This is a genomic window from Candidatus Cloacimonadota bacterium (genome assembly GCA_021734245.1).
In the GTDB taxonomy this organism is placed as follows: domain Bacteria; phylum Cloacimonadota; class Cloacimonadia; order Cloacimonadales; family TCS61; genus B137-G9.
In genome coordinates, this window is sequence record JAIPJH010000004.1 from 48102 (window position 1) to 74842 (window position 26741).

Here is a 26741-nt window from a genome sequence, read left to right on the forward strand (position 1 = left end):
TCTGTTCTTTTCAAGCGACTGCGTCGCTTTGCATCAAAGGATTGATGCAGTCCAAGGGTGTTTTGGAGTACAGCGATCATTCGCTATTTTTTGGAGTAAAGGAATTATTTCCTTTTAGAGTCGGAACGACTCTGCTTTTTGGAAGCGACAATGTCGCTTTGCATCAAAAAATTGATGCAGTCCAAAATTCTCTCCAAAATTATTCGTATTTCAATGTTTCTACCGGATTCAGGTTAGCTGCTTTTATGGTTTGCGTACTTATCGTGAAAAGTGCAATAAGTAATATGATAACGCCTGACAAGATAAAAATCCATACACTCATAACAGTTCGATAAGCAAAATTCTGCAGCCATTTATCCATGGCATACCAGGCAATTGGAATTGCGATAAGATTCGCAACTAAAACCCATTTCACGAAATCTGTCGTCAGCAGTTTTACAACACCGGTAGTTGTGGAGCCCAGAACTTTTCTTATACCGATCTCACGATTTCTCTGTTCACTCAAAAAAGAAGCCAGCCCGAATATTCCCAGACAGGCAACGAAAATTATCAAGATCGAAAAGAAGAAAAACAGCTTTCCCATTTTTTCTTCAGCATTATATAATTGATTATACTCTTCATCCACAAAGCTGTAATCAAACTCTTCATTCGGAAAAAGCTTCTGATATTCGGTTTTCACTTTTCCAATTAGTTCAGGAAGATCAGTATTATCGGAATATTTAATAATTACATTCTGAAAATATGTGTTTTCCATAAATAGTGCTACCGGACTGATCTCTTCTCTTAGAGAGCGATAATGAAAATCTTTCAGAACTCCGATAACTTCGGGTCTGGGAAGTTCTTCATTCACGTTCATTGTTTGAGATCCTCCACCGATCGGCAGATCAAATTCTGCTCCAATCGGATTTTGCAAACCAAACTCTTTTACAGCAGCTTCATTGATGATCACAGCCATATTTTTATCGGAAGCAATATCAGGATCAAAATTTCTGCCTTCCACCAATTCCAGATCGAAGAGCGGAATATAATCATAATCGCAAGTTAGCGCATTTATCATCATTCCTTCCGGTGGTGTTTCATCATCTCCATCATCTGTTACAGCGTTCATCACCAAAGCTCCACCCGAGCCCGGAGGAGCAAAACAGCTTGTTGCCATTTCCACTCCAGGAATTTTCAGTACTTCTTCTTTTAATATTTCTGTATTTTGTCCAGAATCTGGGGTGGGAATGATCAATTTATTTTCTTTGTCAAATCCCAGATCAACGTTCTTCACATAACTTATCTGTTTAAAAACCGTTATTGTAATAATTATCAAGGAGATCGCAATTGTAAATTGAGTGATCACCATGATCTTACGAAATAAAGTTTTTGCTTTTCCGCTTCTGGCTTGGATTGCAGAGATCGGCTTGAAACGTGAAAGGAAAAATGCGGGATACAAACCAGCCAGAATTCCCACAATGACAGCCAAAACCAAAATGACCAAAATAGTTAAAGGATTTTTCAGATAATTCACGCTCAATTCCCGTCCGATAAAATTATTTAACTCCGGGTACAGGAACGAAAAAATGATCAATCCCAAAACTACCGAAATCAGAGTTATTAAAATTGATTCACTCAAAAATTGACGGATCAATTGAGATTTATTGGATCCGAAAACTTTTCGCATTCCCACTTCCTTGGAGCGATGGGCAGAACGAGCAGTAGAAAGATTCATGAAATTAAGGCAGGCAATCAGCATTATGAGAAACGCAATTGCCGAAAACAGGTACACCTGATCGATATCTCCACTGGGACTGAACTCATTATTGATATGAGAATAAAAATAAATTTCTTTGAAAGGCTGCACCATCAGAATTATCATAGAAGCCATTGCTGAATTTGTTTTTTTCAATACCAGGTCGGGAAGTTTAGCTTCAAATTCTTCCGGAATAAGATTTTCATCTGCCAGAATATATACATGATCTGTTCCGAACTGTCCCCATTGTTCACTATACATCCCCATTGCTTTCAAACTGGAATAAGAAGCCAGAACATCAAAATCCATTTGAGTATTGGTTGCCGGTTTTTCCATAATTCCTGTAATAGTGAATATGTTGCCATTTTCGTCGGAAAGTGTTTTGCCCACAATAAATTCATTTCCAAAATATTTTTCAGCTGTTTGTTGTGATATTACTATCGAAAATGGTTCGGTCAATACATCCTGCTTATCACCAGAAATAAGTTCAAAACTGAAAATATCGAAAAAAGAAGATTCTGTAAACACAACATCCATCTCACCCAATTCTCTGTTATCATATTCAAATTGGTAATCCGGCTGCATCTGCCGAATTCGTACTGCATCAATTACTTCGGGAAATTCTTCTTCCAGAGCTGGAGCCAGGGGCGGCATTACAGAAGCAAAGGGGATTTTGTTGTCGCCGTGAGACAAATTTACAGCTATCCGGTAGATATTATCACCATTCTTGTGCATTTTTTCGAAGCTGATTTCATTATTCACAAATAATAAAATTAGTAAACAACTCGCCAATCCAATAGCAAAACCAATGATGTTTATGGCTGAATAAGTTTTGTTTTTCCAAATATTGCGAAAGGCAATTTTAAAATAATTTTTAATCATAATTTTTCCTTTTTACGACATCAATATTATTTACAATCAAAAACGGAATAATTGATAATTGTTACAATAATTTTATTTTTCTTGTGTAAAATACTTGCCTGAAATAATGATTTTATCTTATTTGTTTTATGAAAAATTAGTTCAAAATTCTGGGAGGAATTGATGAAGATTTTTAAATTTATTTTGTTATTAAGTTTAGTACTTTTTATAGTTTCCTGCGGTCCCGATTATAAGCCCAAAGAAGTAAGGAAGGAAAATGTGCCCACGCTCGATAAGCAACTTAACAATCTCACGTCACAGATCATTGCCAGTTTCAATCAGTCAAATGTCAGTAAAATTGCTGTTATCGAATTCGCTGACTTGGAAGGGAATGTAACACAACTTGGCAGATTCATTGCCGAAGAATTGATAACTCGGATTTTTACAACCGGCAGATTTGATGTAGTAGAAAGAAACCTTCTGCAAAAAGTTCTGGAAGAACAGAAACTTGGAATGACAGGCTACATCGATCAGGAAACCGCAATAAGTTTAGGTCAGATTTTAGGTGTCGATGCAATCATCAGCGGATCTATCAGCGATCTGGGTAAGAACGTAAAAATTAATGCCAGATTAATTTCTACCGAATCCGGTTCTGTTTTTGCTGTTGCTTCTGTAAATGTTCAGAAAGATGATACCATCAAACTCTTATTAGGAGAAAGTATTCAACAAACTTTTGAAACTAACGATAATAGTATATCTGAACCTCAACTTTCCGGCATAAAACCTCCAGTTGTAGAACATGGTATTCAATTTGTTTTGAAAGAATGCTTTTATACAAACGGAATTGTATCTGTAATCTTGGATGTTACAAACTTGGATATGGATAAGAACATATCTCTACTAGATAGAAAAGATCAATATTATATCAGGATCATCGATGATCAAGGCAGAGAATTTAAAAGCCGAGAACAATTTTTGGGAACTCACTCAAAAGGTTGGAATGGAATTCGCGATGTGATGCTGGTGCAAGATGTTGCAACGCAATATACAGTTAAATTTTCTGGTGTGAAAACTAAACCCGAAATGGTAAAAAGACTGGACCTGCTCTTGGAAATTCCTGATATTCAGAATTATTTCTCGATTACTTTCAGGGATATTCCAGTTCAATAAATTCATTATTGATTTTTTTATAAAGCTCCTGCTAACTTTCAGGAGCTTTTTTTAGTATAGAAAGCATCATAAATATTGTTAACAGCTTTTAATTTGACAGAAAAACTCACATTCAAAATTTGTATTTAAAAAATAATAAATTAAGGAGTTAAAAGATGCCTTTTATTTCCAATACAGACAAGGAACGCAAGGAAATGCTGGCAACCATCGGAGTGGAAAAATTCGATGATCTGCTGGTGAATATTCCCCGCAAATTCCTGCAAGACAAAGAGTGCTGTCTGGAACCTGCCTACTCCGAAATGGAGATTACTTCGAAGATAGCAAAACTAGCAGCAAAAAATGTTTCTACCTTTCAGGCTAATTCATTTCTGGGTGGTGGAGTTTACGATCATTTCATTCCTGCTGCTGTCGATCATGTTATTTTAAAACCTGAATTTCATAGCGCTTACACACCTTATCAGGCTGAAGTAAGCCAGGGAACATTGCAATATATTTATGAATATCAAACCATGATATGCGATCTTACCGGAATGGAAATTTCCAACGCCGGTATGTACGACGGAGCTTCTGCAGCTGCGGAAGCGATACTTATGGCAGCTCGTAAAACAAGACTTTTCAAAGCTGTTATTGCTGGAACGATCCATCCCTGGTACAAAGAAGTTATTAAAACTTATACCGAAGGTATCGGTGTGGAATTAATTTTTATTTCAACTAAAAATGGACTTGTCGATCTTGAAGAATTAAAGAAAGCTGTTGATGATAAAACAGGTTGTGTACTTCTGCAAACTCCGAATTTCTTCGGAAATATCGAAAATGCTTTTGCGGTGGAAGAGATAACTCATTCTGCTAAGAAAGCACTTTTCATCACAGCAGTAGATCCAATTTCATTGGCTGTAATGAATGCTCCTGCAGAATACAGAGCAGACATCGTGGTTGGAGAAGGACAGGCTTTGGGAAATGCTCAGAATTATGGTGGTCCATTATTTGGATTTCTGGCAACTAATTTGAAACTGAGCCGTGTTATGCCAGGCAGAATTGTTGGTGCTACCCTGGATGCTGATGGCAAACGAAGTTATGCTCTTACTTTGCAAGCCCGTGAACAGCATATCCGTCGAGCAAAAGCAACTTCCAATATCTGTTCCAATCAAGCTCTGTGCAATCTGGCAGCTACAGCTTACATGACTTTGATGGGAAAAGAAGGATTGAAAGAAGTGGCAATTCAAAGTACTACTAAAGCTCATTATTTAGCTGAAGCAATTGCTGAAATTGATGGTTTTGAAATGGCTTTTGATGCACCATTTTTCAAAGAATTTGCTGTAAAAACACCGCTTCCGGCTGCTGAAATTATTTCCAAATTAAAATCTAAAAATATTTTCCCAGGAATCGATCTTGAAACTTTCGGACATGAAAACTTACTGTTAATAGCAGTTACTGAAAAGAAGAGGAAATGCGATTTAGATGAACTTGTGAAATCTCTGCAGGAGGTGAATGATGGCTAAAACGATTTTTGAACGAACCAGCCCCGGACGTAAAGGTTACACACTTCCAGCTAATGATGTAAATATAAAACCTGAGAGCTGTATTCCTGAAAAATATCAGAGAAAAAGCGAAGTAAAATTACCTGAAGTTAGCGAACTTGATGTGATGCGTCACTTCTTGGAACTGGCCCACATGAATCACTGCATCGAAAAAGGATTCTATCCGCTGGGTTCCTGTACCATGAAATACAATCCCAAAATAAATGAAACTTTAGCTCGAAATACAGGCTTGAATAATCTGCATCCTTTGCAGGATGAAGATACAGTTCAGGGTGCATTGGAAATTCTTTTTGATCTGCAGGAAATGCTGGCAGAAATTTCTGGTTTCAACCAAGTTACTTTGCAGCCGGTTGCTGGAGCTCATGGTGAATTTACCGGACTTAAAGTGATGAAAGCCTATCATGAATCTAAAGGAAATTCTCATAAGAATAAGATCATCCTGCCGGATTCAGCTCACGGAACAAATCCCGCCAGTGTAACTTTGACAGGTTATGAAGTTGTAGAAATAAAATCCAATGCAGATGGCATGGTTGATATTGAAGATCTAATAGCACACGTGGACGAAAACACAGCCGGATTTATGCTGACCAATCCCAACACTCTGGGACTTTTCGAAAAACAGGTAGAGGAAATCGCTGAGATCATTCATGCTGTAGATGGTCTGATTTACATGGATGGCGCTAATTTCAACGCTATTTTAGGAATTGTAAAACCAGGTCAGATCGGTTTTGATATCATGCATTACAATCTGCACAAAACTTTCGCAACTCCTCATGGTGGAGGCGGTCCTGGTTCTGGTCCTATTGGTGTTCGTGAAGATTTAGCTAAATTTCTTCCAGCTCCGCTAATCGGGAGAATAGATGATAAATATTTTCTGGATTTTGGTCATGAAGAATCTACCTTTGGTAAAGTTCATTCCTTCTTTGGTAACTTTCTGGTGAACGTGCGAGCTTATATCTACATCAAAATGGTAGGAAATAAAGGATTGCGTGATATTGCTGAAAATGCGGTCATCAATGCGAACTATCTTATGAAAAACCTGGAAAATTTTTACAATATACCACACAAAGATATTTACTGTATGCATGAATTTGTAGCCAGCGGAGAATGGCAGAAACAGAAATATGGAATCAAAACTTTAGATATTGCCAAACGCATTCTGGATAAAGGTTTCCATGCACCAACCATCTACTTTCCGCTTATCGTGCACGAAGCTATGATGATCGAACCGACCGAAACCGAAAGCAAGGAAACCCTGGATGAATTTGTTGCTGCCATGATCGAGATCGCCAAAGAGTGCGAGGAAAATCCTGAACTGCTGACAAATGCACCGCAGAATACACCAGTAAAACGCGTGGATGATACGCTGGCAGTGCGGCAATTAAATGTGAAATTTGAGTGGTAAGGTTTAGCAACGAACCTGTCTTCGCAAAAGCTTCGCCAAGGCAGGCAAAACTAACAAAAACGAACTTTTGAATAAATTGTGCCGGACGGTTTGCAAGCCGTCCGCTTTTTTTCTCTCTACTATCTTCCTATAGCTTCTCCCATGAATTCCATGGGCTGAAAAAATGAGAATATTATTTCCCTTGATTGATTACTAAAAAAGATCCTTTTTCGCAGGATGCGTGTAGTTTTTTTTTGATTTGACAGTAAATGGTATTTTTTAAGAATCAAGAAACGTTGAATCATTATCAAAGAGGGGGGAAAAGATGCAAAAAATTAAAATCATTTTTATCTTGATTGTTCCTATTGTTTTTTTTCTGATTTTAGCAGGTTGTTGTGAAGATTGTACCGCACCGGATAACGTCACTCCAGATCTGCTGGGTTGGGCAGTGGGAGGTGAAATTGGAGGCGACGGGATCATTCTTCACACAGAAGATGGCGGTATCACCTGGGAACAGCAACAGGATTCACTGCTTTTTGACGGAGTGCATTTTTCGGATATCTGCATCATAGATCAAAATACATTAATCGCTGTTGGTGGTCTGAAATCTGATGGAACTTACAGTGTACTAAAGTCGGAAGATGCCGGAGAAACCTGGGAATTATCGGGTGATCATTCTCTGGAAAATGTTTCGTACGAATGCATCTTTGCTCTTGATGAAAACAACATCTGGATCGTAGGTGAGCAGGGTTGTCTGTATTACTCCAGCGATATTGCAGAAACGTGGACGAAAATCGAAGTTCCAACAGATTATCAACAGGATCTTCTGCTGCGTATTGCTGCTGTTAGCACCGATGAATTGTGGATCGGTACGGATAAACATATTGACGGTAATCTAAATTATCCGCGCCTGCTGCATACAACCGATGGCGGAGCAAACTGGGAAGTTTTAAATGTATTGGAAGATCTTCAGGTTCAGGGAACAGAAAACGGCCATTTTCTGGGTATCAAGACTTTTGGAAACAGCGTGTGGGCAATTGGCGGCTTTGGAAAATTTGTATTACGTTCTGGTGATAATGGCAACACCTGGGAAGATATTTTTCAATCAAATTCAAATTGTGATGCAAACGATCTTTTCGTGCTGAGTGAAACCGAAGCCTACATGGTTGCTGACTATGGGGGAATCTTCAGTACAAATGATGGTGGAATGCATTGGACAGAATACCATGCTAACACAAATACCTGGGTTGTGGGATTGGCTGTAATAGACAAGACCAACCTGTGGATTACCGGCAGCCCAGGAGGATGGGGAGAAACTTCGATCATTATGCACTCTTCGGATGGCGGTTTTTCCTGGCAGGATCAAACACCTCAACTCCTGCTGGATAATTCTGACAGAAGTATGTATAAGATCAGATTTATGAAGGATGAATGAAAGTCTACAAATTCAATTGGGCGATTTTTACATCGCCCTTTTTATTTACATATTACAATGTTGTTAAAAAAAATTGTGATATTTCCTTCACAAACCAAATACAAATTGATTCTTCATAATTGCCTGTTCAAACTCATAAACCAGTGAATCCATTAATTCCTTAACAGAAATAATTTTTTCAACACGCCAGGCATTGGCTCCGGCAAAGCTGAAACCGTTTTTCAATTCACCGATCTTGGCTTTCATCAAAGCATTGGCTATGCAATAAAGTGATGTTTTGAAATCACAGGTTTTCAGGCATTTCCAGGGACAGCGAAAAGGTTTTTTTATTCCTGCTTTCACGTCATTCAAAAAGTCATTTAAAATGGCTCTTCCCGGCAAGCCGACAGGGCTTTGAATAATGACAATATCTTCCTTTTTGCATTTGATGTATTGATTTTTAAATTCGATATCAGCATCACATTCTTCGGTAGCTACAAATCGCGTTCCCAGTTGTACTCCGCTGGCACCAAGATGCAAAAATTTGAAAATATCATTTCCATCATAAATTCCTCCACCTGCAATTACGGGAATAGTTTTTCGATATTTGCTTTCATAAACTTTAAGTTCATCACAAACAGCTGGTGTAATTTTTTCCAATGAAAAGTCTGGATCATCTAATTGCTCCGGTTTGAAACCAAGATGTCCACCAGCCAGCGGTCCTTCCACAACTACTGCATCTGGTACAAAACCAAAATGTTTATCCCAGCTTTTAAAGATAAGTTTTGCAGCTCTTGCAGATGAAACGATCGGCGCAACTTTGGTCTCAGAATTTCTTAGTGTATCTAATGAAATTCCTTGTGGTAATTTTATGGGTAATCCTGCTCCCAGAAAGAGAATATCTATCTTCTCTTCTAATGCAACTCTTACCATGTCATCAAAATCCGATATTGCCACCATGATATTCAATCCAATGATTCCATCTGATAGTTTTCTGGCTTTACGAATTTCCTGCCGTAAGGCTATCTGGTTATCTTCCTGATATGTTTTTCGGGTAGAATGGTTAAGTAAACCCAACCCTACAGATGAAATTACACCTATTCCACCGGCATTAGCTACTGCTGAAGCTAAACCCGCCATTGATATTCCAACTCCCATTCCACCTTGGATTATGGGAAGTTTTGCAACTAAATTTCCTATTTTTAATTCTGGTATTCTAATCATATTTCCTCCTAAAATATTCGACTATTTTTGTTTTTTAGTCGAATATTAATTAAAAAAAATTCAGTTTCTCACTTCAATTCCTTTAAAAATTATTTCCATCATCTGTTTGCTGTCCCGCTCCAGATCTTGCGACTTTTGCACAAAAAGTGGATACTCTAAACCTTTGATGGCTATTGCGATCATTCTAACTACGACATCCACTTTGCAAGGTGTGAAAGCACTCTGAGAAATTCCTTCATTTATCAGATTACTTAATACATTTGATTCGAAGTTATAGAAATCTTCTCTTACCTGTTCTATAAAAAAATAATGGTCCAGGTATTCATTTGTAAGAGTTTTGTAATAATTGCTAAGCTCTTTTAAATGGAGCATTCGTGTGCGTACATACTGCATGATTTTATCTTGCGGAGAATATGCTTTACTGATAGCGTCTTGCAATTTTATTCTGAAAAGTTCCGAGTCAATTCTCACAATTTCCGCAAAGATATCTTCTTTATTTTTGAAGTAATAATACATGGTCGATTTTGCCATTCTCGCTTTAGCAGCAATTTCGTTCATAGTGGTTTTTTTGAAACCGTAAGTGACAATAAGTTCTTTTGCTGCTTGTACTATCCTATCCTTTTTTTCATCCATAAATTCTCCATTTCACAACTATCGACCAAAAAAGTATTTTGTTCGAATATGTCAAATAAAAATATTTATTTTTCACGACCATGAATTTTTAACCTGTGAAATCAATTCAATTTCACTGGGTCATTAAGGGGAAAATTTTTCAATCCCCTTTATAATAACCATTTTAATGGTTTCAATTTACCAAAACGGTTGAAACCGTTGCCTTCTATGTTTCCCACATCTCGGTTCCCACGAATAAATTCATGGGCTTTATTGGAGTTGAATATCGGTAAAATTATGGTGGTATTTTCTTTTATTTCAATTGATTAGGCTTACTTTACTTGAAGATTTTTCGGGGATAGTTGATAATATTTTTTTAATTGAAAATTATTATCGTGAACTTTGTGACCTTTAAACTACACGACTGAATCCCGTCAATCCTGCGATCCTGTCCAATAAAAAAACGCCCTGGAAAACCAGGGCGCTTGTGTTTTGAGACCCAAGAATGGAAAACTAAATTTCCGGTCTCAGGTTTATCTTTGCTTATTTCAGCATTATCATTTTGCGAGTACTGGTATATCTGCCACCAGCTCTCATTTTATAGAAATAAACTCCACTTGATACATTTTTCTTATTGGAATCTTTGCCATCCCAACGCGCTGTATAGAATCCAGGTTCCATTTCTTCATTCACCAGAGTAGTTACTTTTGCACCTTTAATATTGTAAATATCGATAGTAACTTTACCGGCATCCTTTATAGCGAATTTGATGTCTGTAGTTGGATTGAATGGATTTGGATAATTGCCGGTAAGTTCTGTTTTGGTTGGAATAAGATTAGGATCGTTTCCAACCATAATTCCGGTTCCTTCCAAAGCGATCTCCAGAGTCGGCTGATTTATCGCATTGCTGTTGATTACCAGATCTCCACTGTAAACCATTCCTTCCGTAGGAATAAATTCAACTTCAAATGTCTGGCTGTCTCCAGCATCAATTGTAAAGTTGTCAACTGCCAGACTAAATCCGGCTGGAGCTGTCATAGTTCCTGTCAGTTCTTCAGTTCCGGGGTTGGAAAGTGTAAACTCTTCGATCACACTTTCACCAACTTCCACTTCACCAAAATCAATTGAAGAGATATTGGCGTTGACAGCAGGGCCGCTGGCTCCGCCACCACCTAAAATCACATCATCAACATACCAGTTGTTAATATCCCATGAGTCACCATCAAATACAAATGCTAGTTGAAAAGTAGTAGAACCTACATCAGAAGTTGTAATTTCAGTTTGCACAATTTCCGGTCCAATATCACCGTTTGGATTAATAACCCAGGCATCGTTCCAGGTATTTCCATCCGATGTGGTTTGAATTTTGAGGGCATAACCACCACCGAAATCATCCACCATATGTTTAAATTCCAGATCAAGACTTTGATTTCCTGTAGTATTGATAACTGGGCAAACCAGTCTTTGAGTTGCCAAAGTAGATGGAGACCAGTAGAATTCGGCTTCTGGAGCTGTTCCGCCGGCGTTATTTCCTGTACCTGCTATCCAGTTGGTTCCACCTTCTGTATACCAGTCGGTTGGTAGGAATGTATCGAAATATTCTTCGATAAGATATCCACCGATCTGAGCTCCAAATTGTCCATAACCGGTAATTCCATTATCTCCAGATATATTTAAACTAAAAGTGGCAACGTAAGCTTGTGGTGTATTAGCAGCAGAAGTTACATTGAAAGAAGCAACCTCTGTGTCTCCAGTAAGAACGTCACCTACTGTACTGTTGGAACTGTTTATTGTAATATATTGATCGTTACTTACCAATTCTCCCAACACGTTGAAAGCATCAGCTGAACCGTTGTTTAAAACATCAACCAGAATATCTACAGTTTCGCCAGCATCCCAGAAATAATCACCATTTCCAGCTGCTGTGTCATCTATTGTGAATGGCCCCATTTCCAAAATTGGAGCATGAGCCATAAGAGTAAAATTACTTATCCAGGTTTCTGTTCCATCTGTTGCTTCCATTTCGAAAGCGATAGCATGCATATCAGGAACTGCCGGATCGATTTCGATGGTAAATGCACCCATTTCGGTAACAGTTCCTCCAGAAGCAATATCACCAAAATCTTGGCTATCGTCTGTAATTGTAACATATTGATCTGAACTGGAAAGTGTAGCAGAAACACCTGTTGCAGGATCGGTTCCCACATTGATCAAAGTCACATCCAAATCTGCTGTTTCAGCATAATCCAGCATGCCGTTATCATTAGCCGCCGAATCATCGATCACACAACTATCAAACATCACATAAGCTCCACCAGGAGGAATCACGGAAATATCATCATAAATTGTATCACCGTTGAAAGCTGTTACTGTAAGCTTTGCATCACCGGCTGCCAGATTATGAGAAAGTGTAACAGATCCAGTAGCATCTGTAATGCCAGTAGCAACTTCACCATCCTGATAAAGTGTAACCATCGCACCTTCGATTGGATTTCCATTGGCGCTGACGATTGTGGTAAAATCAACTCCCATCAGAACTGCATTATTTGAAAGTGTTAGAGCAGCTGGTGAATCTGTTCTTACTTGTAATGTTGCATCACCAAAAACTGTCCATTTTGCCATTTCTTCGGCACCCTGATATCCGTCTTCCATTGCCATTAAAATCGTACCATTGAAACACATTGAACCATAAGTTGTTTTTTGTACATCTGTGGTTGTTCCATTTTGGCCTGGATGTAAAGAATAATCATAACCTCCAATAAGCAGGTCATTCATATAATCCTGACCCATCATAGGAGGATTCCAGGATTGATTTTGGGTAGAGGCTAACATACCAATAGCTCCACCATTCTCTTTCCTTAACCAGGCTTCGGCGAAACAGGTACCACCATTGAAGTTTCCATTTACACAGGCAACCGAGATAATGAAGGGAAGCATTTCACCATTGGTCAGCATATTCACATGTGAATTACTGAAACCTGAAGAACCCCAGGAAGTTGTAGAACCATGTCCAGTATAATTAATAATACTAACCCCATTATTTACAGCTGTTCCCACGCCGGCAGCGCTGGCAGATGGATCGAACTGAGTTTCATGTGAAGTATAAGTTAGTTGAGAAAGTTTATCATCATAGATCACATTAATGTGTTCATAATCCAATTCATTATCATCGCCAGGACCTTGATTGGAAGCAATTCCCAAAGCTGTTGTATACCAACTTGCTCCGGTTTGAGGAGTTTGTTCATATGTAATCGATTTATTAACTTGAGTAATTACATCTGTTTCGTTACTTGCACTGAATCTTCCAATAACCAGATCAGGATAAACATCCGTTCCAACTACACAACCCAAATTGGGATCTGCCGGATCTCCACCCATCACAGCGCCAGAAATGTCTTCCCAATCTCCAACGATTTGAACATAAAGAATATCATTATTGTTATTGTATGAAGTTTCCACTAATGTTTGCACATTTGTTCCCGTAGCAACCAACTCTTCATAAACGGTATAACCCATTTCTTTTTTCCACTGAATCCAGGGTTGGATAGCATTTTCGTCTCGAGCAGTATAGATAACCAGGATTGAGCCGTATTGATCTAATTCATTAACGAATCTGGAATTGTCATAATTGATAAATAAGGTGCTGTACATGAAATGTGATTCGCGGGTAATTCTGGAGCTGTCTACAGGAAGAGGATTGATAACTGAAGTATTATTTTCCACCAGGGAAACAGTTACAGAAGTATAAACTCTCAGCACGTTTCTAGCTGCATTGTATTGGAAGGGATAAACGTAAACATTTGTACCACGAACTGATCTAATTACAAAAGGCTCTCCAACTTCTGCCACATTTTCCGGATAAAATTCATCTGTAATGGAATTAGGATCGATCAAATATGGGATCAGATCAGGATTTTGATTACGATAGATCGTTCCACGAGAAGGAAGCATTGGATAGTTCAGATCATATTCTTCATATTCAAAATCTGTAACCATCGGTGTTACATTCCTGTTCTCCAATTGCACGGTTGCATTGATATAAGGAAGTTCTGCCCAACCTGCTTTTTTGGTTGTAACGCCTCCACCAAATTCAATTTTGGAATACATTTCTCCATTTTTCATGGTTTCGTCCAGTCGAAAATCTCCTAATTCAAAATCCAGTTGATATTCCGAAAAGGAAGGACGACTGAAACTTACATCAAATCCATTGTTGGCAAACAGCATCAAGCTGCCAAGAATGAGTAATAAAACTAATAAATTCTTTTTCATTTTTCACCTACCTATTTTAATTTGTTTATTTCAATAACAACATTTTCTTAACGCTGGTATAGTCGGTTTCTCCCACGAATAACTCGTAGAAATAAACGCCACTTGTAACCTGCTTATTATTATCGTCTTTTCCGTTCCAGGTAAGATTGTAATAACCTGCCTGTTGAACTTCGTTTACGAGTATTTTTACTTTCTGACCTTTGGTATTAAATATCACTAATTTAACATCAGAATTCTGATTCAATCCATAACTGATATTTGTAGTCGGATTGAAAGGATTCGGATGATTTCCATACAATTCAGTTACCAATGGAATAAGGTCATTTGTTCCTGTTGCCACACCGGTTCCACTTACAGGAATTTCAATCAATGCCTGATTCGGGTCATTACTGCTGATCTCGATATTGCCGTCATAAAGCATTCCTTGTGTTGGGGCAAATTCAATTTCTACAGTGATGTCTTCATTTGGAGGAATTGTGAAATTTTCTTCATTTCTGGTGGGAAGTGTTACGGTAAATCCATCTGGAGTTAAAATCGTTCCGGTAAGTTCTGCCGTTCCCAGATTCTGAAGTGTAAAATCTTCGATTACTGTTTCACCAACATTCACATCACCAAAAGCTATTTCTGTGATATTTACATTTATAATAGGAGTAGCTGTTCCGCCGATTCCCGGGAATACGATGTAATCGATCCAGGCACAATCGCTGCCGCTGCTGACTGAATAATCTTTTTCATAAGACCATTTGAATTCTGTATCATCGCCAGCTGTTACTGCATAAGTTACTTCACTCCAGCTTTCTTCACCTGCCCATTCTTCTTTCAAAGTTCCATTTATATAAAATCTCAGATAATCGTAATTATCTTCCGAAGATACTTTCCTGAAGAAACTGATCTCGTCGTCGGCAGGAATATCCAGAACCAATGTAAGTTCGGCATTCTGATTGTGAGAAATAGTTTGCGACTTGGCACTGTAAACACCTTCGTAAGGATTTAAGTTTGTTACTTCCCAGCCATAGGTTCCCATCTGCCAGTCGAACATACTGAAATCGCCTGTTTCGAAATCTTCAAAAACAAGACCGATAGGAAGATTGAGAGTTTCAGATGCATTATACTCACCTGCATTGGCTGCAAATCCTAAAGTTGCAATAGTTCCGGGTTGAGCATCATCAGCTACTTCCACCTCAAAATCTGCCCAAACTTCCTCGCCGATATTTACAGCAGGAATATTAACCGTGTCTACCAGAAGTGTGATAACATCAGGAGATGCATTGGTCAATTCTGCGATCATGTCAGGTGATAAAGCATTACCGGCATTGGTTATTGGAATTGAAACTGTAGCAGTTTCGCCGGGATCTAAAAGACCATTTCCGCCATTATCATCTATCACATAAGGTCCTACATCAAAAGCAGGAGCATTGAAAGTTATATTTATTGTTGAACCCCAGGTAGAAGAACCTGTGATTTCCACATTGAACATTGCAATATGCTGATCTGGAATATCATCAGCTACTTCAATTTCAAAAGCATCCAGAATCTCAACGATCGTACCGGTTGTGATGTCTCCAATATTTGTTGTGGAACCTGTAATGTTTACATAAGTATCGGTTGTGCTGAGTGTAGCAGTTACATTTGTAGCATTATCAGTTCCCACATTCTCAAAACTCATATCAAGACCGATCGTCTCATTGTATTCGGGAATGTTATTGTTATCATCTGTGATTTCAAATGATTCTACAACCACATACGGTCCACCACTTGGAATCACTTCGATCTGAGCGATAACAGGGATTTTATTTTGTCTGGAAATCACAATATCAGCCATGCCAGGATTTGTAAATGCATCAAATCCCAAAGTTGCAACGCCTGTTTCATCTACAAGAACGGTACCATGAATTACGCCATCCAATGAAAGCGAAACATAGGAATAGGGTTCTGCACTCACTTGAATTTCATCCAGACCCAGGAAAATCACATCGGGATAACTGACCATATTTTCGGCAGGAACGCCCAGATAAACCTCCAGAGAAGGATCGCCCATGATGGCATAAATTTCCCAGTAATAATTGATCATGCCACCACCTTCAGTTACAGACAGGTTGCCGCGATAGATCATTCCGGCGGTAGTTGTATACCAATCTTCAAATGGCTCACCATTATCATGGAAAAGTCCGTCATAAACTCCTAATCCGGTAGTAGCATAAGTTGGGTTTGCAGTAACTGTTCCGGCTCCAACACCCCACCAGTAATCTTCATCCCAGTAAGTGCTGTTCGTTCCACCAATGTAACCAATTGCCCCTTTATCTTCAGCACGAAGCCAGGCTTCACCAAAACAGGTTCCAACTTCAAATTTATTGGTAAGACAGCAGTTCCCTACAGCAAGGCAGTATTCTCCGCTGTTCTGTAAACTGTTTATGTTTGCAATTGTAAATGATGGATCGCTCCAACTTGTGGAACTTCCATGAGCAGTATAATTGATATAGCCTACACCATCGCTTACATTTTGTACGATCTGAGAAGAAGAACTTCCAGAAGAAGGATACAGATATGTGTGAGAAGTAATTCCATGAGCAAGATTAAAATAATTTTCTGTGCCATAATTGATCTGCCCATTTCCCCAGGTGCTGCCATGCGATGAATCCATTCCGGCTATCATTACCACTTCGCCCAGATAACTTGGATCGGGCATGTCAAATTTCTCATACATCAACGTTTTATCTATTTGCGGTTGGAGTTGAGCTGTTGTTTGAGCAGAAAATCTTCCATAATACATATCGGGAACTATATCAGGACCATCCAATTTTACATAATTCAAATCTGTTACATGGCTTCCTGTAGAACCACTCCAAGCTGGAATTTGCTGTACATCACCCACGAAAAGTACAAATGACGGTGCCGGATCGTCTGGAGTAGCAGCATCATATAGACCCTGCAGATAATTGTGAATACTTGTTGGTGAGGTACCCACATTCGGTTCATCAGTATATGCTTCGATTACATCAAATCCTTTTTGAATTTTCCATTCGATAAAAGGTTGAAGCTGAGTTTCAAACATTGGATCAGAAACAATAACATATTTCACAGGATATTGCGTAATATTATCTCGGTAATTTATAGAGTTACTATTCAACAACGTGCTGTTAAAGAGATTTTGGAAATAATGGGAATAAGCTTTTTCTCGCAGATAATTTGTAGCTGCAATGTTTGAATTTATAAATTCAACATTCACATCGATATTATTGTAAACCCGGATACTACCTCTAACTGGATTGTATTTAACAGGTTCTACAATAACTGCAAAAATTCTAACTCCCCGCATGCTGCCAATCTCTTCCACAGAAACAAGCGGATCCGAATTATATGAATTTGAATTATAATTTGCAGCTTCATAAATAAATTCAATTTTGCTGGGATCTGCACTTTTGGGAAGAGGTGGTTGTGCTGGTATGATAGAATTATCTATGCCGAATTCAGCTAAGATATACTCAGTTTCCTCAAAATCTGCAGCTGAAATTCTTACTTCTGCACCAATCGGTACAGCTATCAATTTTCGAATAATCGGCAATCTTGGTTCTCCAATTCTGGTTGAATACGTTCCTTCTGGTATTGCGATCTGATCAAAATCACCTTCATCCGAATTTACTGTAAACGAATTGATTCGGGATAATTTATAATTTAAATTCAATCCAAAATCATCACTTCTCAGAACCTCGACTTTCGTGCCGGAAAATCCAAGTTCAATTGTACCTGCAAATATAATTGCAAATGACATTAAAAAACAAATCAATAATAACTTCTTCATTTTTAACTCTCCTTCCTTAATACTTTTTTTTAATTTTGAACGCAAAAATGAAACCAAACGCTAAATTATTTATCATAATATTAAGCATATTTTGAACTGTTAAAAATAATTGACAAAAATGCTTCCTTACTAATTTTAAAGGAAAAATTGGAGGTAACATTGGATAAGAAGCCGTTTCAAAACAACTCAACAAAACCTGCATCTTCTGCATTTATAAAGGGTTTAAGAAGAATTAATTCGCTGGGAAAAAGTGCTTTGATCCACATGAAAATACACTCGTTAAAAAGAAGAATCAAAGATGTAAAAGCCCAGATAGGTGATTATGTTTTCAACCACCAAAGCAAATTCAAAGATGATGAATTCATCTCCGGATTATTCGCAATGATAGAAACTTACAACAACAAGATTTTGAGCCAAAAAACAGCATTAAATTCTATTCACCAAGAACTTAATTCACTAAACGACAAGAAGATAGATGAATAAATGAAAACTGTATACTTTGTTTACACTTTGAAGTCTTGCGTTAATTATTGATAGTGATAAATAAGGTTTAATCGATTGTGGCAATGTTTAGAATTTTAGCGATAGATTATGGAGAAAAAAGGATTGGAATCGCCATCACCGATCCTTTACAAATAATTGCCAGACCTTATAAAGTATTAGCCAATGACGGAATAAATGCTTTGAACACTATCGAAGAGATAATCCAAACAGAAAAAGCTGGGAAAGTGATCTTAGGTTTACCGGTTAATCTGGCAGGAGAAGATACAAAGAAAACCCTGGAAGTGAAAGAGTTTGCTACTAAACTGAAATCTGTAATTTCTGTTCCCCTGGAATTCTGGGATGAAAGATACACTACAGATGAAGCAAAGAAAACAATAAAAAAGATGAATATAAACACCAGAGAAGCACGTCAAATCGTAGATAAGATAGCTGCTTCGGTAATTTTGAAAGATTATCTGGAAAACCACAAGTAATAATGAAATTACACTTCAAGATTCTTCTTCCTATTCTGCTTATCATTATAATATTAGGTAGTTATCTCTATTATCTTTTGTATTCTCCCAAACAGATCAAAGAAACGATCATCGAAATCGAAAAAGGTGAACCTGCTCTTTCCATTGCCGATAAACTTTACGACAAAAATCTTATCCACAGCCGGGAAGCATTTTATTTATATATAAAATTTACAGGTGCTCAAGGTGACCTGAGTTACGGAAAATATTTGTTCAAAGGCAACTTGAACATGATCGATATCATCAAACTAATCCAATCCGGGAAAGTACTGTTGCGTAAAATTACCATCCAGGAAGGCCTGCCAGCCTGGAAAACCTGTAAACTGCTTTCACAAAAAGGATTTGGAGACTATAGAACCTTTATTAAGCTTTATTCAGATTCTACCTTTGCCAAAAAACTGACAGGATTCAATATTCCGAATCTGGAAGGATTCTTATATCCTGAAACCTATTTTTTCCCCGAGGAATCCAGTGAAGCATTTATTTTGGAACATTTGGTAAAAGAATTTTTTAATCAAACTTCCGATCTGGATTTCAAGCCAAATAAATTATTGAATTTTTATGAGACGATCATTTTGGCTTCTATCGTGGAGCGTGAAGCCAGATTAATGCGCGAGAAACCCACCATTGCCAGCGTTTACATAAACAGATTGGAAGATAATTACAAACTACAGGCCGATCCGACTGTAGCTTATGTCTTGGAACTGCAAGGTAAAAACCGCAAAAAAATATATTATAAAGATCTACTGATAGATTCTCCATACAACACGTACAAACATTACGGTTTACCTCCCACGCCGATTTGCAGCCCATCCAGAACTTCTATTGAAGCAGTTCTCAATCCGGCTGAAACAGATTTCTATTTCTTCTTCGCAGACGGTACTGGCGGACATGAATTCACTAAAACCTATAAACAACATATTTTCAGACAAAATCAGATAAAGGCTAATAATGGAAAATAAGGAAAAACATAACATAAACCATGGAAAATAGTCATCTATTATTGCATTTAGCTATCATCATATTCTTCTCCAAAATATTAGGAGCGATCTCTCGCAAATTAAAACAGCCACCGGTTATTGGAATGCTGCTTTTGGGAATTCTGCTGGGACCTACTTTTCTGCATTTCATAGAACCAGATGCAGTGATCAGCTGGATCGCAAAAATCGGTGTACTTTTCCTGCTTTTTGAAGCTGGATTGGAAACTGATTTGAAAAGGATAAAACAGGATTCTAAACAGGCAATTTTGCCTGCTTCCGGTGGAATTTTGCTGCCTTTCATATTGGGCGGAGGTTTTACATATCTGCTTTTCCATAATGTTTCACAAGCTCTCATCGTCGGTGTTATTTTTACTGCTACCAGTGTAAGTGTGAGTGTGATGACGCTGATCGATTTAAAGAAATTGAAAGGTCTGGAAGGAAGATGTATTGTAAATTCTGCAATTATCGATGACATTGTTGGAATTTTGCTGCTGACAATAATTTTTGGTGTAACTTCGCATACAACCTCCGGAGAAGGAACTTTAACTATTTCTGTTGTTAAGATCATCTTTTTCTTTGTGATAGCATTTGCCATGGGAATTTTTGTGCTACAACCGTTTTTTTTGAATTTGAAAAAAATCAATCTTGATAATGTTGTAATTTCGCTGGCGATAGCTGTGGTCATGTTATATTCCTGGATTGCTGAAATAAGCGGATTAGCAGCAATTACAGGAGCTTATTTTGCTGGATTATTTTTGGGACAAACCCAACACAAAAATGCTGTGCAGACAGGAATTACAAATATCGGAAAATCATTTTTTGTAGATGTGTTTTTTGTTAATATCGGTTTGGAATTCAATCTTTTTGATATTGAAGCAGAACCATTCTTTTTGACCGGTTTTGTTCTTTTGGCTATTTTTGGAAAAATAATCGGAAGCGGAGTAGGAGCCAAACTTACAAATTTCGATCTGATCAGATCATTTAGAATTGGATCGGGAATGATCCCACGAGGAGAAGTAGCATTAATAGTTGCGAATATGGCTTTGGAAAAAGGTCTTGTTTCCACCGATATACTTTCCGCAACTATTATGATGGTAATCGTATCAGCTTTGATAACACCTTTTTTGTTGAAAATTGGATTCACCAAAATGGGCAAAAAAAGTTTTGCAGATAATAATTAATTAATTTTTTTTAGGAGACCTTATGTGGAGAAAAAGCATAAATAAAAATCTTATCATTATCAATCCTGATGTAAGTTCCAAAAAAGAACTATTTGAGGAAATGGTCAATCATGTTTATAATCTTGACCTGGTGATGAACAAAAAGAAATTCTTGAATGCGCTTTTGGAACGTGAAAAAATGGCCAATACAGAATTGATACCGGGAATAGCACTTCCTCATGCCAGAACAAATGCTACAAACAAAATGTTTATTAGTATTGTCATCCTAAAAAAAGGTTTGGATTATGGCAATCCTGACATGGGGCCGGTGAGAATAATTTTCTTTTTCGGCTGTGATGAAGATCACAACAAAGAATATCTGCAACTTCTGGCAAAATCTAACCGTATCCTGAAAATGAAAGGTTTCCAGGAAAAACTTCTGCAAAGTAATAAACCTGAAGAAATTATGGAACTCCTCACAGCTTTTGATGATGAAATTGATGAAAGTGAAGAAGGCAGGAACTACCTGCTATTATTCACATTGAACATTCCTGACAAAACTACAGAAGTTATGAACAGCATGGTAGAATTGGGTATTACAAATGCATCGATTGTTGACTCTACTTCAATGGCAAAAACGCTGGCTTATGAAATGCCGATATTTGCTGGCCTCAGCTACATGGCTCAGGGAAAATCAAAACGATCCAGCCTGATTTTTGCACATATCGAAAACAGAAATCTGGCCAAAAAACTGGCGAAACTTCTGAAAGAAAACGGCATCGATCTAACCAAAAAAGGTGTGGGATTTCTTCAAACGATCAAGGTGGAAGATATTATCGGAAACTTCGAAGAAGATATAGATTTATAAAAAAATGAATAATCTGATTCTTATTGAATATTGGAGTTGAATAATGATTCATTCAAACATTTTACTTGACGATGATTTTAAAATATTAGTTTTCTTGTCGCAGGAGTCTGAATGAAAAAGTTATTAATAGTTGTAACATTGATTATCAGCGGAATCCTCTGGTCTGCAGAATACACCGTACAGCTTAGCTGGGACGAGTTTGAAGGCGAATGCAACGGATTTATGAGTGGACACATCGGCAAAGAACATGCTTTTGTAAGTGGTGGCGGCAGCGACGAAAAACTGGATGGAAAATTGATTTCAGTCGGTGAAGGAATGTCGATGGATGCCCAGCAGATTTTCAAGATCAACTCCGATGAAGGCTATTTTACTTTCTGGATCAAAGATAAATTCGCAGATGATGATATGAATAACGATCCTACTTTGATAGCTCGAGCAAAACCTATGATCTCAATTTATGATGGAAACAATCTTATCGATCTGATAAAAGTACCGGAAGGAAGCGGTCTGGCCTGTAAAGTTTTTACTCTGGATGCAGATACCGGGGAAGTTGACCGTGAAATTCGTTTCTTTCCAAAATCCAGAATAATTCTGGGAAGAGTTTTAAATGCGGTAAATGGAGAGCCTCTGGCTGATGCGAAAGTATTAGCAACCGATTATCTGAAAGACAGTAATTATATAACAACCGATGAAACTGGATTTTTTATTTTCCCAGCCGAAATTGGCGAGTATAAGATAAACGTTTACAAAGAAGGTTTTATTGGAAATACTGCCACGATGCGAATGGGAGCAGATGAAACACCACGGGAAATGTTCTTCGCACTCTCTCCAGAAATCAAGGAATTCCGAATTGTGGTAACCTGGGGCAGTCGTCCGCGAGATCTTGATGCTCATCTCAGCGGGCCCAATCCCGATGGTGGAAACTTCCATATCTGGTACAGGAACAAAATTTTGATAGCAGGTAGAGACTTTTTAGATAAAGATGATACCGATAAATATGGTCCGGAAACTATCACAATTTATAAACCAGCTGTTGGTGAATATTATTATTCAGTTTATGATTATTCTAATAGGAAAAAGAAAAGAAGTAAACGACTTTCCCGCAGTAATGCTGTGGTAAACGTTTATGGCGAAAATAAACTGCTGGCAACTTTTGAAGTTCCCGAAAATGAAAAAGGAAATTGCTGGCACGTATTCAAGATCGATGAAACTCATGAGATCATTCCCATAAATACTATTGATTTCGTGAAAGATGAACGTGATATTCAATAGAAAATGAAAAGTTTTTAGCAAAAGTAATTAGGAGGAGAAGCAAATGAAAAGAATTATTGTACTGTTAGTGATCGCTGTATTTGTTTTTGCTGCATGTGGCAAAGGCAACGGCGGTGGACCGAAAAAAGTTTATTATCCCGAATGGTGGCAGCAGCAGAATAATGCCGACTATGTTCAAACATACGGCATGGCTACCAAAGTATCCCAGAATTCATCTTACGATGCAGCTTATGCCAATGCTATGCTGGCTGCTGCTCAGTATGTGGAAACTTATGTAAAAGGTATGGTAAAGAATTACGAAGAAGAAGCCGGCGTTGAAAATCCACAGGTTTTAGCTCTTACCAGTAAAGTGGTAAAAGCTGTTGCCAATGCAAAATTCAATAATGTGATGGTTACCAAACAGGAAACGATCGTTACTGATAATGATCGTTATCAAACCTTTGTTCGCGTAAGTGTTCCCAAAGAAGCTGTTAACAAAAATCTGATGAATCAGATCAAAAATGAAGAAGCTTTATACAACCAGTTCAAAGCATCTCAAGCTTTTGATGAGCTGGAAAGCGAAGTAGAAAAATACTGATTTAGAGCTTCCATAAAACTTAAGCCCGGCAGTTTGTCGGGCTTTTTCTTTATATAAAAAAGTTGAGCTAACTTCTGAAAGCATCTTTGTCGCTTAAAATCGAAGGATCGATTTACTCCAAGAAAACACGCGTCTTTTTGTAAGAACTTTCCTTGGCAAATTACGTAAGATGGATCGTTTGAACGACGTTCAACTTCGTCGTATAACTATTTCAACATCATTATTTTCTTCGCTGTTTCTTTTCTATTTTGTTGTAGTTTAACAATATATTGTCCGCTGGAAACGGATTTTCCCATTTCATCTTTTCCATTCCAATTGCATTCGTAAGTTCCTGGAACGGTTGTGCAATCCAACAGTGTTTTCACTTTTTGCCCTTTTATGTTGTAAATTGCCAGTTCTATTTTTCCAGATTCTACCAGTTCCAGTTTGATGGTTGTGGAGGGATTGAAGGGATTGGGATAATTTGATAAGTTAGTAGTTAGGAGTGAGGAGTTGGGAACTGTTGGTTCTTCGATTCCTGTGCCTTGCCATTCGTAAGCACCTATGTCGATTGTATCTCCGTAAATGCGGGGATTTCCTGCCAAATCATATTGAGGAAGCACAACTCCGTAAGGTAAATCCAATGTTCCTGCATCGATACAGGGAGAATACTCGAAAAGGGCATAAGGCCACTCATGTCCGGATCCAAGCCAGAGGGGATTGTTACTGAGCATTGTTGTATAATCCCAGTTAATATTATTTGTTCCGCCCATTTGTACTATTCCACTTTCTCCACCTTCTATCAGGGAATTTCTTGCATTGAGTGTACAAGGCCCAAATGTTCCATTCAAGCAAATCTCTGAAAATACATCTCCATACAGAATGGAGTTTACAATATTAGCTTCAGATTGATCTGCGAGCTGGATGGCTGACCCCATATGTAAAGTGGAGTTATCTCCAATAGTGCAATTAACAAGATTTAACTTGGTTTGCCAATCTATGAGTATTGCCACTTCATTGGGCAGCCATTCAAATGACTCCTCCGAATTGTTGGTTATCTCAGAGTTGATAACATTAACAACTAATGAATCCATATTAACAGTTGTTCGATATACTCTAAGTGCTCTGTTAAAACTATCCGAGTCGTTATTAATATACCTATAATTCACCACATTAAATACAGGATTATTTTTAGCCGTATATAAATAGATCCCGGGTGTTCCATTTTGTATATCATTTACTTGGATGTTTTCTATATATATATCTGAAAATGAAGCATTTATAGAATTTCCAGTGTAAGAATATTGATCATCATTTAAAAAATGAATATTTTTAAATTTTGCCTCTGTGTTTTGTGTTATATGAATATAACCCTGATTTTTTGGATTAATAAAAGTGAAATTTTCTATTTGATATCTGTACTGAGGATCCATTCCATATAAATGACCACCGTTAAATTCAGTATCCAGAATAGTATTTTCCATTGATTCACCCACCAAATCCACATAACTTTTAAGATGCAGAGGAAATATCTGATTATTTTGAGATACGGAATATGTTCCATCCGCAATATGAATAGTTTTCTGCATTGTGCTGTCAGAATGTATTTTTGCCAAAGCATAAGCTATCGTTTGTAAAGGTTCTTCAGCAGATATTCCACTATTATTATCATCTCCTTCCGGTGAAATGTAAAGGTCATGATCTACTTGTTCCAAAACAGAATGTTGGCAACTGAAAGAAAAAGTACCGGGTTGTGGAACCCCAGCACCACCTGATGATGGATAAATGAAATAGTAACCCTCTGCCGGTTCTGCTACGGTAAAAGTATCAAGTATAATTTCCTGAAATGGAGAGTATTGCCCTACCAGAATATCATTAGCACAACCGGCATAATTCAAGTATAAACTATTCAACATTTCAGTGTCATAAATAACATTCGAGTTGTATCCGCATGAAATGCCACCAACTATAGTTGCAGCACTATTGTATCTTATTGTATTTCCTTCTAAAGTAAGTTCAACATCTACAAATAGGTTTATTCCTCCACCAATTCTTGCTGTATTATTTTGAATTATGTTCTTCTTTAATCTTATTATCGATTCATCACCATGAATTCCACCACCTCTATCGTGAGGATATCCACCCGATCCTATCCCATTTTGAATGATAAAACCACAAATAAATACTTCACCGGATTGTACTGATTCGATAATAAACACGCTACCATTCTGAAAGCCATCCAGAACTGTTTGAGAAATGTATTGTTCATCCCCGGTTGTTAGGTATAAACTGCCGATAGTCAGATGTTTTTCTTCAATGAGCAGATTCTCACAATAAGTACCAGGATAGACGAGAAGCGTGTCTCCATCAGCGCAGAAATCGATCCCTGCCTGGATGGCGGTGAAATTGCCGGTACCGTCTTGTTTGATTTCCCAGATAGTGGAGTGCAGCCACGAATTTACACAAATTAACGCTAACAAAAGAAAAAGTTTATATTTCATTTAACCTCCCAGCTCCCCTTCATAAGGGGAGATGTTTTGCATTTCTTTCAAGAAAACGATGCAGAACAGAGGGGTTTTGTAAGATAAATATTTTTTTTAATTTCATTAAACCCCCTTTAATTCCCCCTTCTAAAGGGGGAATTACAAATAACCTTGCGAAGGTCGATAATCTGTGAAAGTTGCACAACCTTCGCAAGGATGATTACATGTTATTTAAAGTTTAGTCCAATTGACCATAGGAAGGTTGACAGATCAGGCTGGACATTCCTGATCGTCTTAAAGAAAAAAATAAGGAGAGTCCTATGGCTAAGAAAAAACAAGATGACTATTTGGGAATCGGTCGTCTCAAAAGCAAGAGTTCCAAAGACGCAATTATTCAGAA

The 26741-nt window shown here is 37.8% G+C and carries 17 protein-coding genes; 11 read left to right on the plus strand and 6 right to left on the minus strand.

Annotated features, from left to right (window positions below; all coding sequences use genetic code 11):
* Positions 1 to 199: 199 nt before the first annotated feature.
* Positions 200 to 2617: an ABC transporter permease gene (locus K9N40_01380; protein MCF7813113.1), complete on the minus strand. Its 2418-nt coding sequence runs from the start codon at positions 2615 to 2617 to the stop codon at positions 200 to 202.
* Between the two features lie 162 nt (positions 2618 to 2779).
* Between K9N40_01380 and K9N40_01385 the strand changes: the two genes are divergently transcribed.
* The 4 genes from K9N40_01385 to K9N40_01400 all read left to right on the plus strand — a co-directional run bounded on the left by K9N40_01385 (position 2780) and on the right by K9N40_01400 (position 8123).
* On the plus strand, positions 2780 to 3766 hold the full coding sequence (locus K9N40_01385; protein MCF7813114.1) for a CsgG/HfaB family protein: 987 nt from the start codon (positions 2780 to 2782) through the stop codon (positions 3764 to 3766).
* 155 nt (positions 3767 to 3921) lie between these two features.
* Positions 3922 to 5265 carry an aminomethyl-transferring glycine dehydrogenase subunit GcvPA gene (gcvPA, locus tag K9N40_01390; protein MCF7813115.1) on the plus strand — a complete coding sequence of 448 codons (1344 nt, stop codon included), beginning with the start codon at positions 3922 to 3924 and terminating at the stop codon, positions 5263 to 5265.
* Entirely contained in the window at positions 5258 to 6709 is a 1452-nt protein-coding gene (gene gcvPB / locus K9N40_01395; protein MCF7813116.1) for an aminomethyl-transferring glycine dehydrogenase subunit GcvPB, read from the plus strand. Before gcvPA ends, gcvPB begins: the two co-directional genes overlap by 8 nt.
* A 304-nt stretch (positions 6710 to 7013) precedes the next feature.
* Positions 7014 to 8123: a hypothetical protein gene (locus K9N40_01400; GenBank protein MCF7813117.1), complete on the plus strand. Its 1110-nt coding sequence runs from the start codon at positions 7014 to 7016 to the stop codon at positions 8121 to 8123.
* An 87-nt stretch (positions 8124 to 8210) separates the two neighbouring features.
* On the opposite strand, the gene K9N40_01405 is transcribed toward K9N40_01400, so the two are convergent.
* From K9N40_01405 to K9N40_01420, 4 genes are all read right to left on the minus strand, one after another.
* Positions 8211 to 9326, minus strand: a complete 1116-nt coding sequence (locus K9N40_01405; protein MCF7813118.1) for a nitronate monooxygenase — start codon at positions 9324 to 9326, stop codon at positions 8211 to 8213.
* 60 nt (positions 9327 to 9386) lie between these two features.
* Entirely contained in the window at positions 9387 to 9959 is a 573-nt protein-coding gene (locus tag K9N40_01410; protein ID MCF7813119.1) for a TetR/AcrR family transcriptional regulator, read from the minus strand.
* 522 nt (positions 9960 to 10481) lie between these two features.
* Complete coding sequence (locus tag K9N40_01415) at positions 10482 to 14207, minus strand: choice-of-anchor D domain-containing protein (GenBank protein ID MCF7813120.1); 3726 nt, start codon at positions 14205 to 14207, stop codon at positions 10482 to 10484.
* Between the two features lie 25 nt (positions 14208 to 14232).
* A complete protein-coding gene (locus tag K9N40_01420; protein ID MCF7813121.1) occupies positions 14233 to 18006 on the minus strand; it encodes a choice-of-anchor D domain-containing protein in 3774 nt (1257 codons plus the stop codon).
* A gap of 159 nt (positions 18007 to 18165) precedes the next feature.
* On the opposite strand from K9N40_01420, the gene K9N40_01425 reads away from it, so the two are divergent.
* The 7 genes from K9N40_01425 (at position 18166) to K9N40_01455 (ending at position 23879) form a co-directional block, all read left to right on the plus strand.
* Positions 18166 to 18489 (plus strand): hypothetical protein, encoded by a 324-nt coding sequence (locus K9N40_01425; protein MCF7813122.1) that lies wholly within the window; start codon positions 18166 to 18168, stop codon positions 18487 to 18489.
* A gap of 83 nt (positions 18490 to 18572) precedes the next feature.
* Positions 18573 to 18983 carry a Holliday junction resolvase RuvX gene (gene ruvX / locus K9N40_01430; GenBank protein MCF7813123.1) on the plus strand — a complete coding sequence of 137 codons (411 nt, stop codon included), beginning with the start codon at positions 18573 to 18575 and terminating at the stop codon, positions 18981 to 18983.
* A gap of 2 nt (positions 18984 to 18985) precedes the next feature.
* Positions 18986 to 19984 (plus strand): endolytic transglycosylase MltG, encoded by a 999-nt coding sequence (gene mltG / locus K9N40_01435; GenBank protein ID MCF7813124.1) that lies wholly within the window; start codon positions 18986 to 18988, stop codon positions 19982 to 19984.
* 20 nt (positions 19985 to 20004) lie between these two features.
* A complete protein-coding gene (locus K9N40_01440; protein ID MCF7813125.1) occupies positions 20005 to 21183 on the plus strand; it encodes a cation:proton antiporter in 1179 nt (392 codons plus the stop codon).
* A 22-nt stretch (positions 21184 to 21205) separates the two neighbouring features.
* Complete coding sequence (locus K9N40_01445; protein ID MCF7813126.1) at positions 21206 to 22030, plus strand: PTS sugar transporter subunit IIA; 825 nt, start codon at positions 21206 to 21208, stop codon at positions 22028 to 22030.
* A 111-nt stretch (positions 22031 to 22141) separates the two neighbouring features.
* Positions 22142 to 23302, plus strand: coding sequence for a hypothetical protein (locus tag K9N40_01450; protein MCF7813127.1), 1161 nt, complete (start codon positions 22142 to 22144; stop codon positions 23300 to 23302).
* Positions 23303 to 23372: 70 nt separating this feature from the next.
* Entirely contained in the window at positions 23373 to 23879 is a 507-nt protein-coding gene (locus K9N40_01455; GenBank protein ID MCF7813128.1) for a hypothetical protein, read from the plus strand.
* A gap of 206 nt (positions 23880 to 24085) precedes the next feature.
* Here K9N40_01455 and K9N40_01460 read toward each other — a convergent pair whose 3' ends face one another.
* Complete coding sequence (locus K9N40_01460; protein MCF7813129.1) at positions 24086 to 26359, minus strand: T9SS type A sorting domain-containing protein; 2274 nt, start codon at positions 26357 to 26359, stop codon at positions 24086 to 24088.
* Positions 26360 to 26741: the final 382 nt, after the last annotated feature.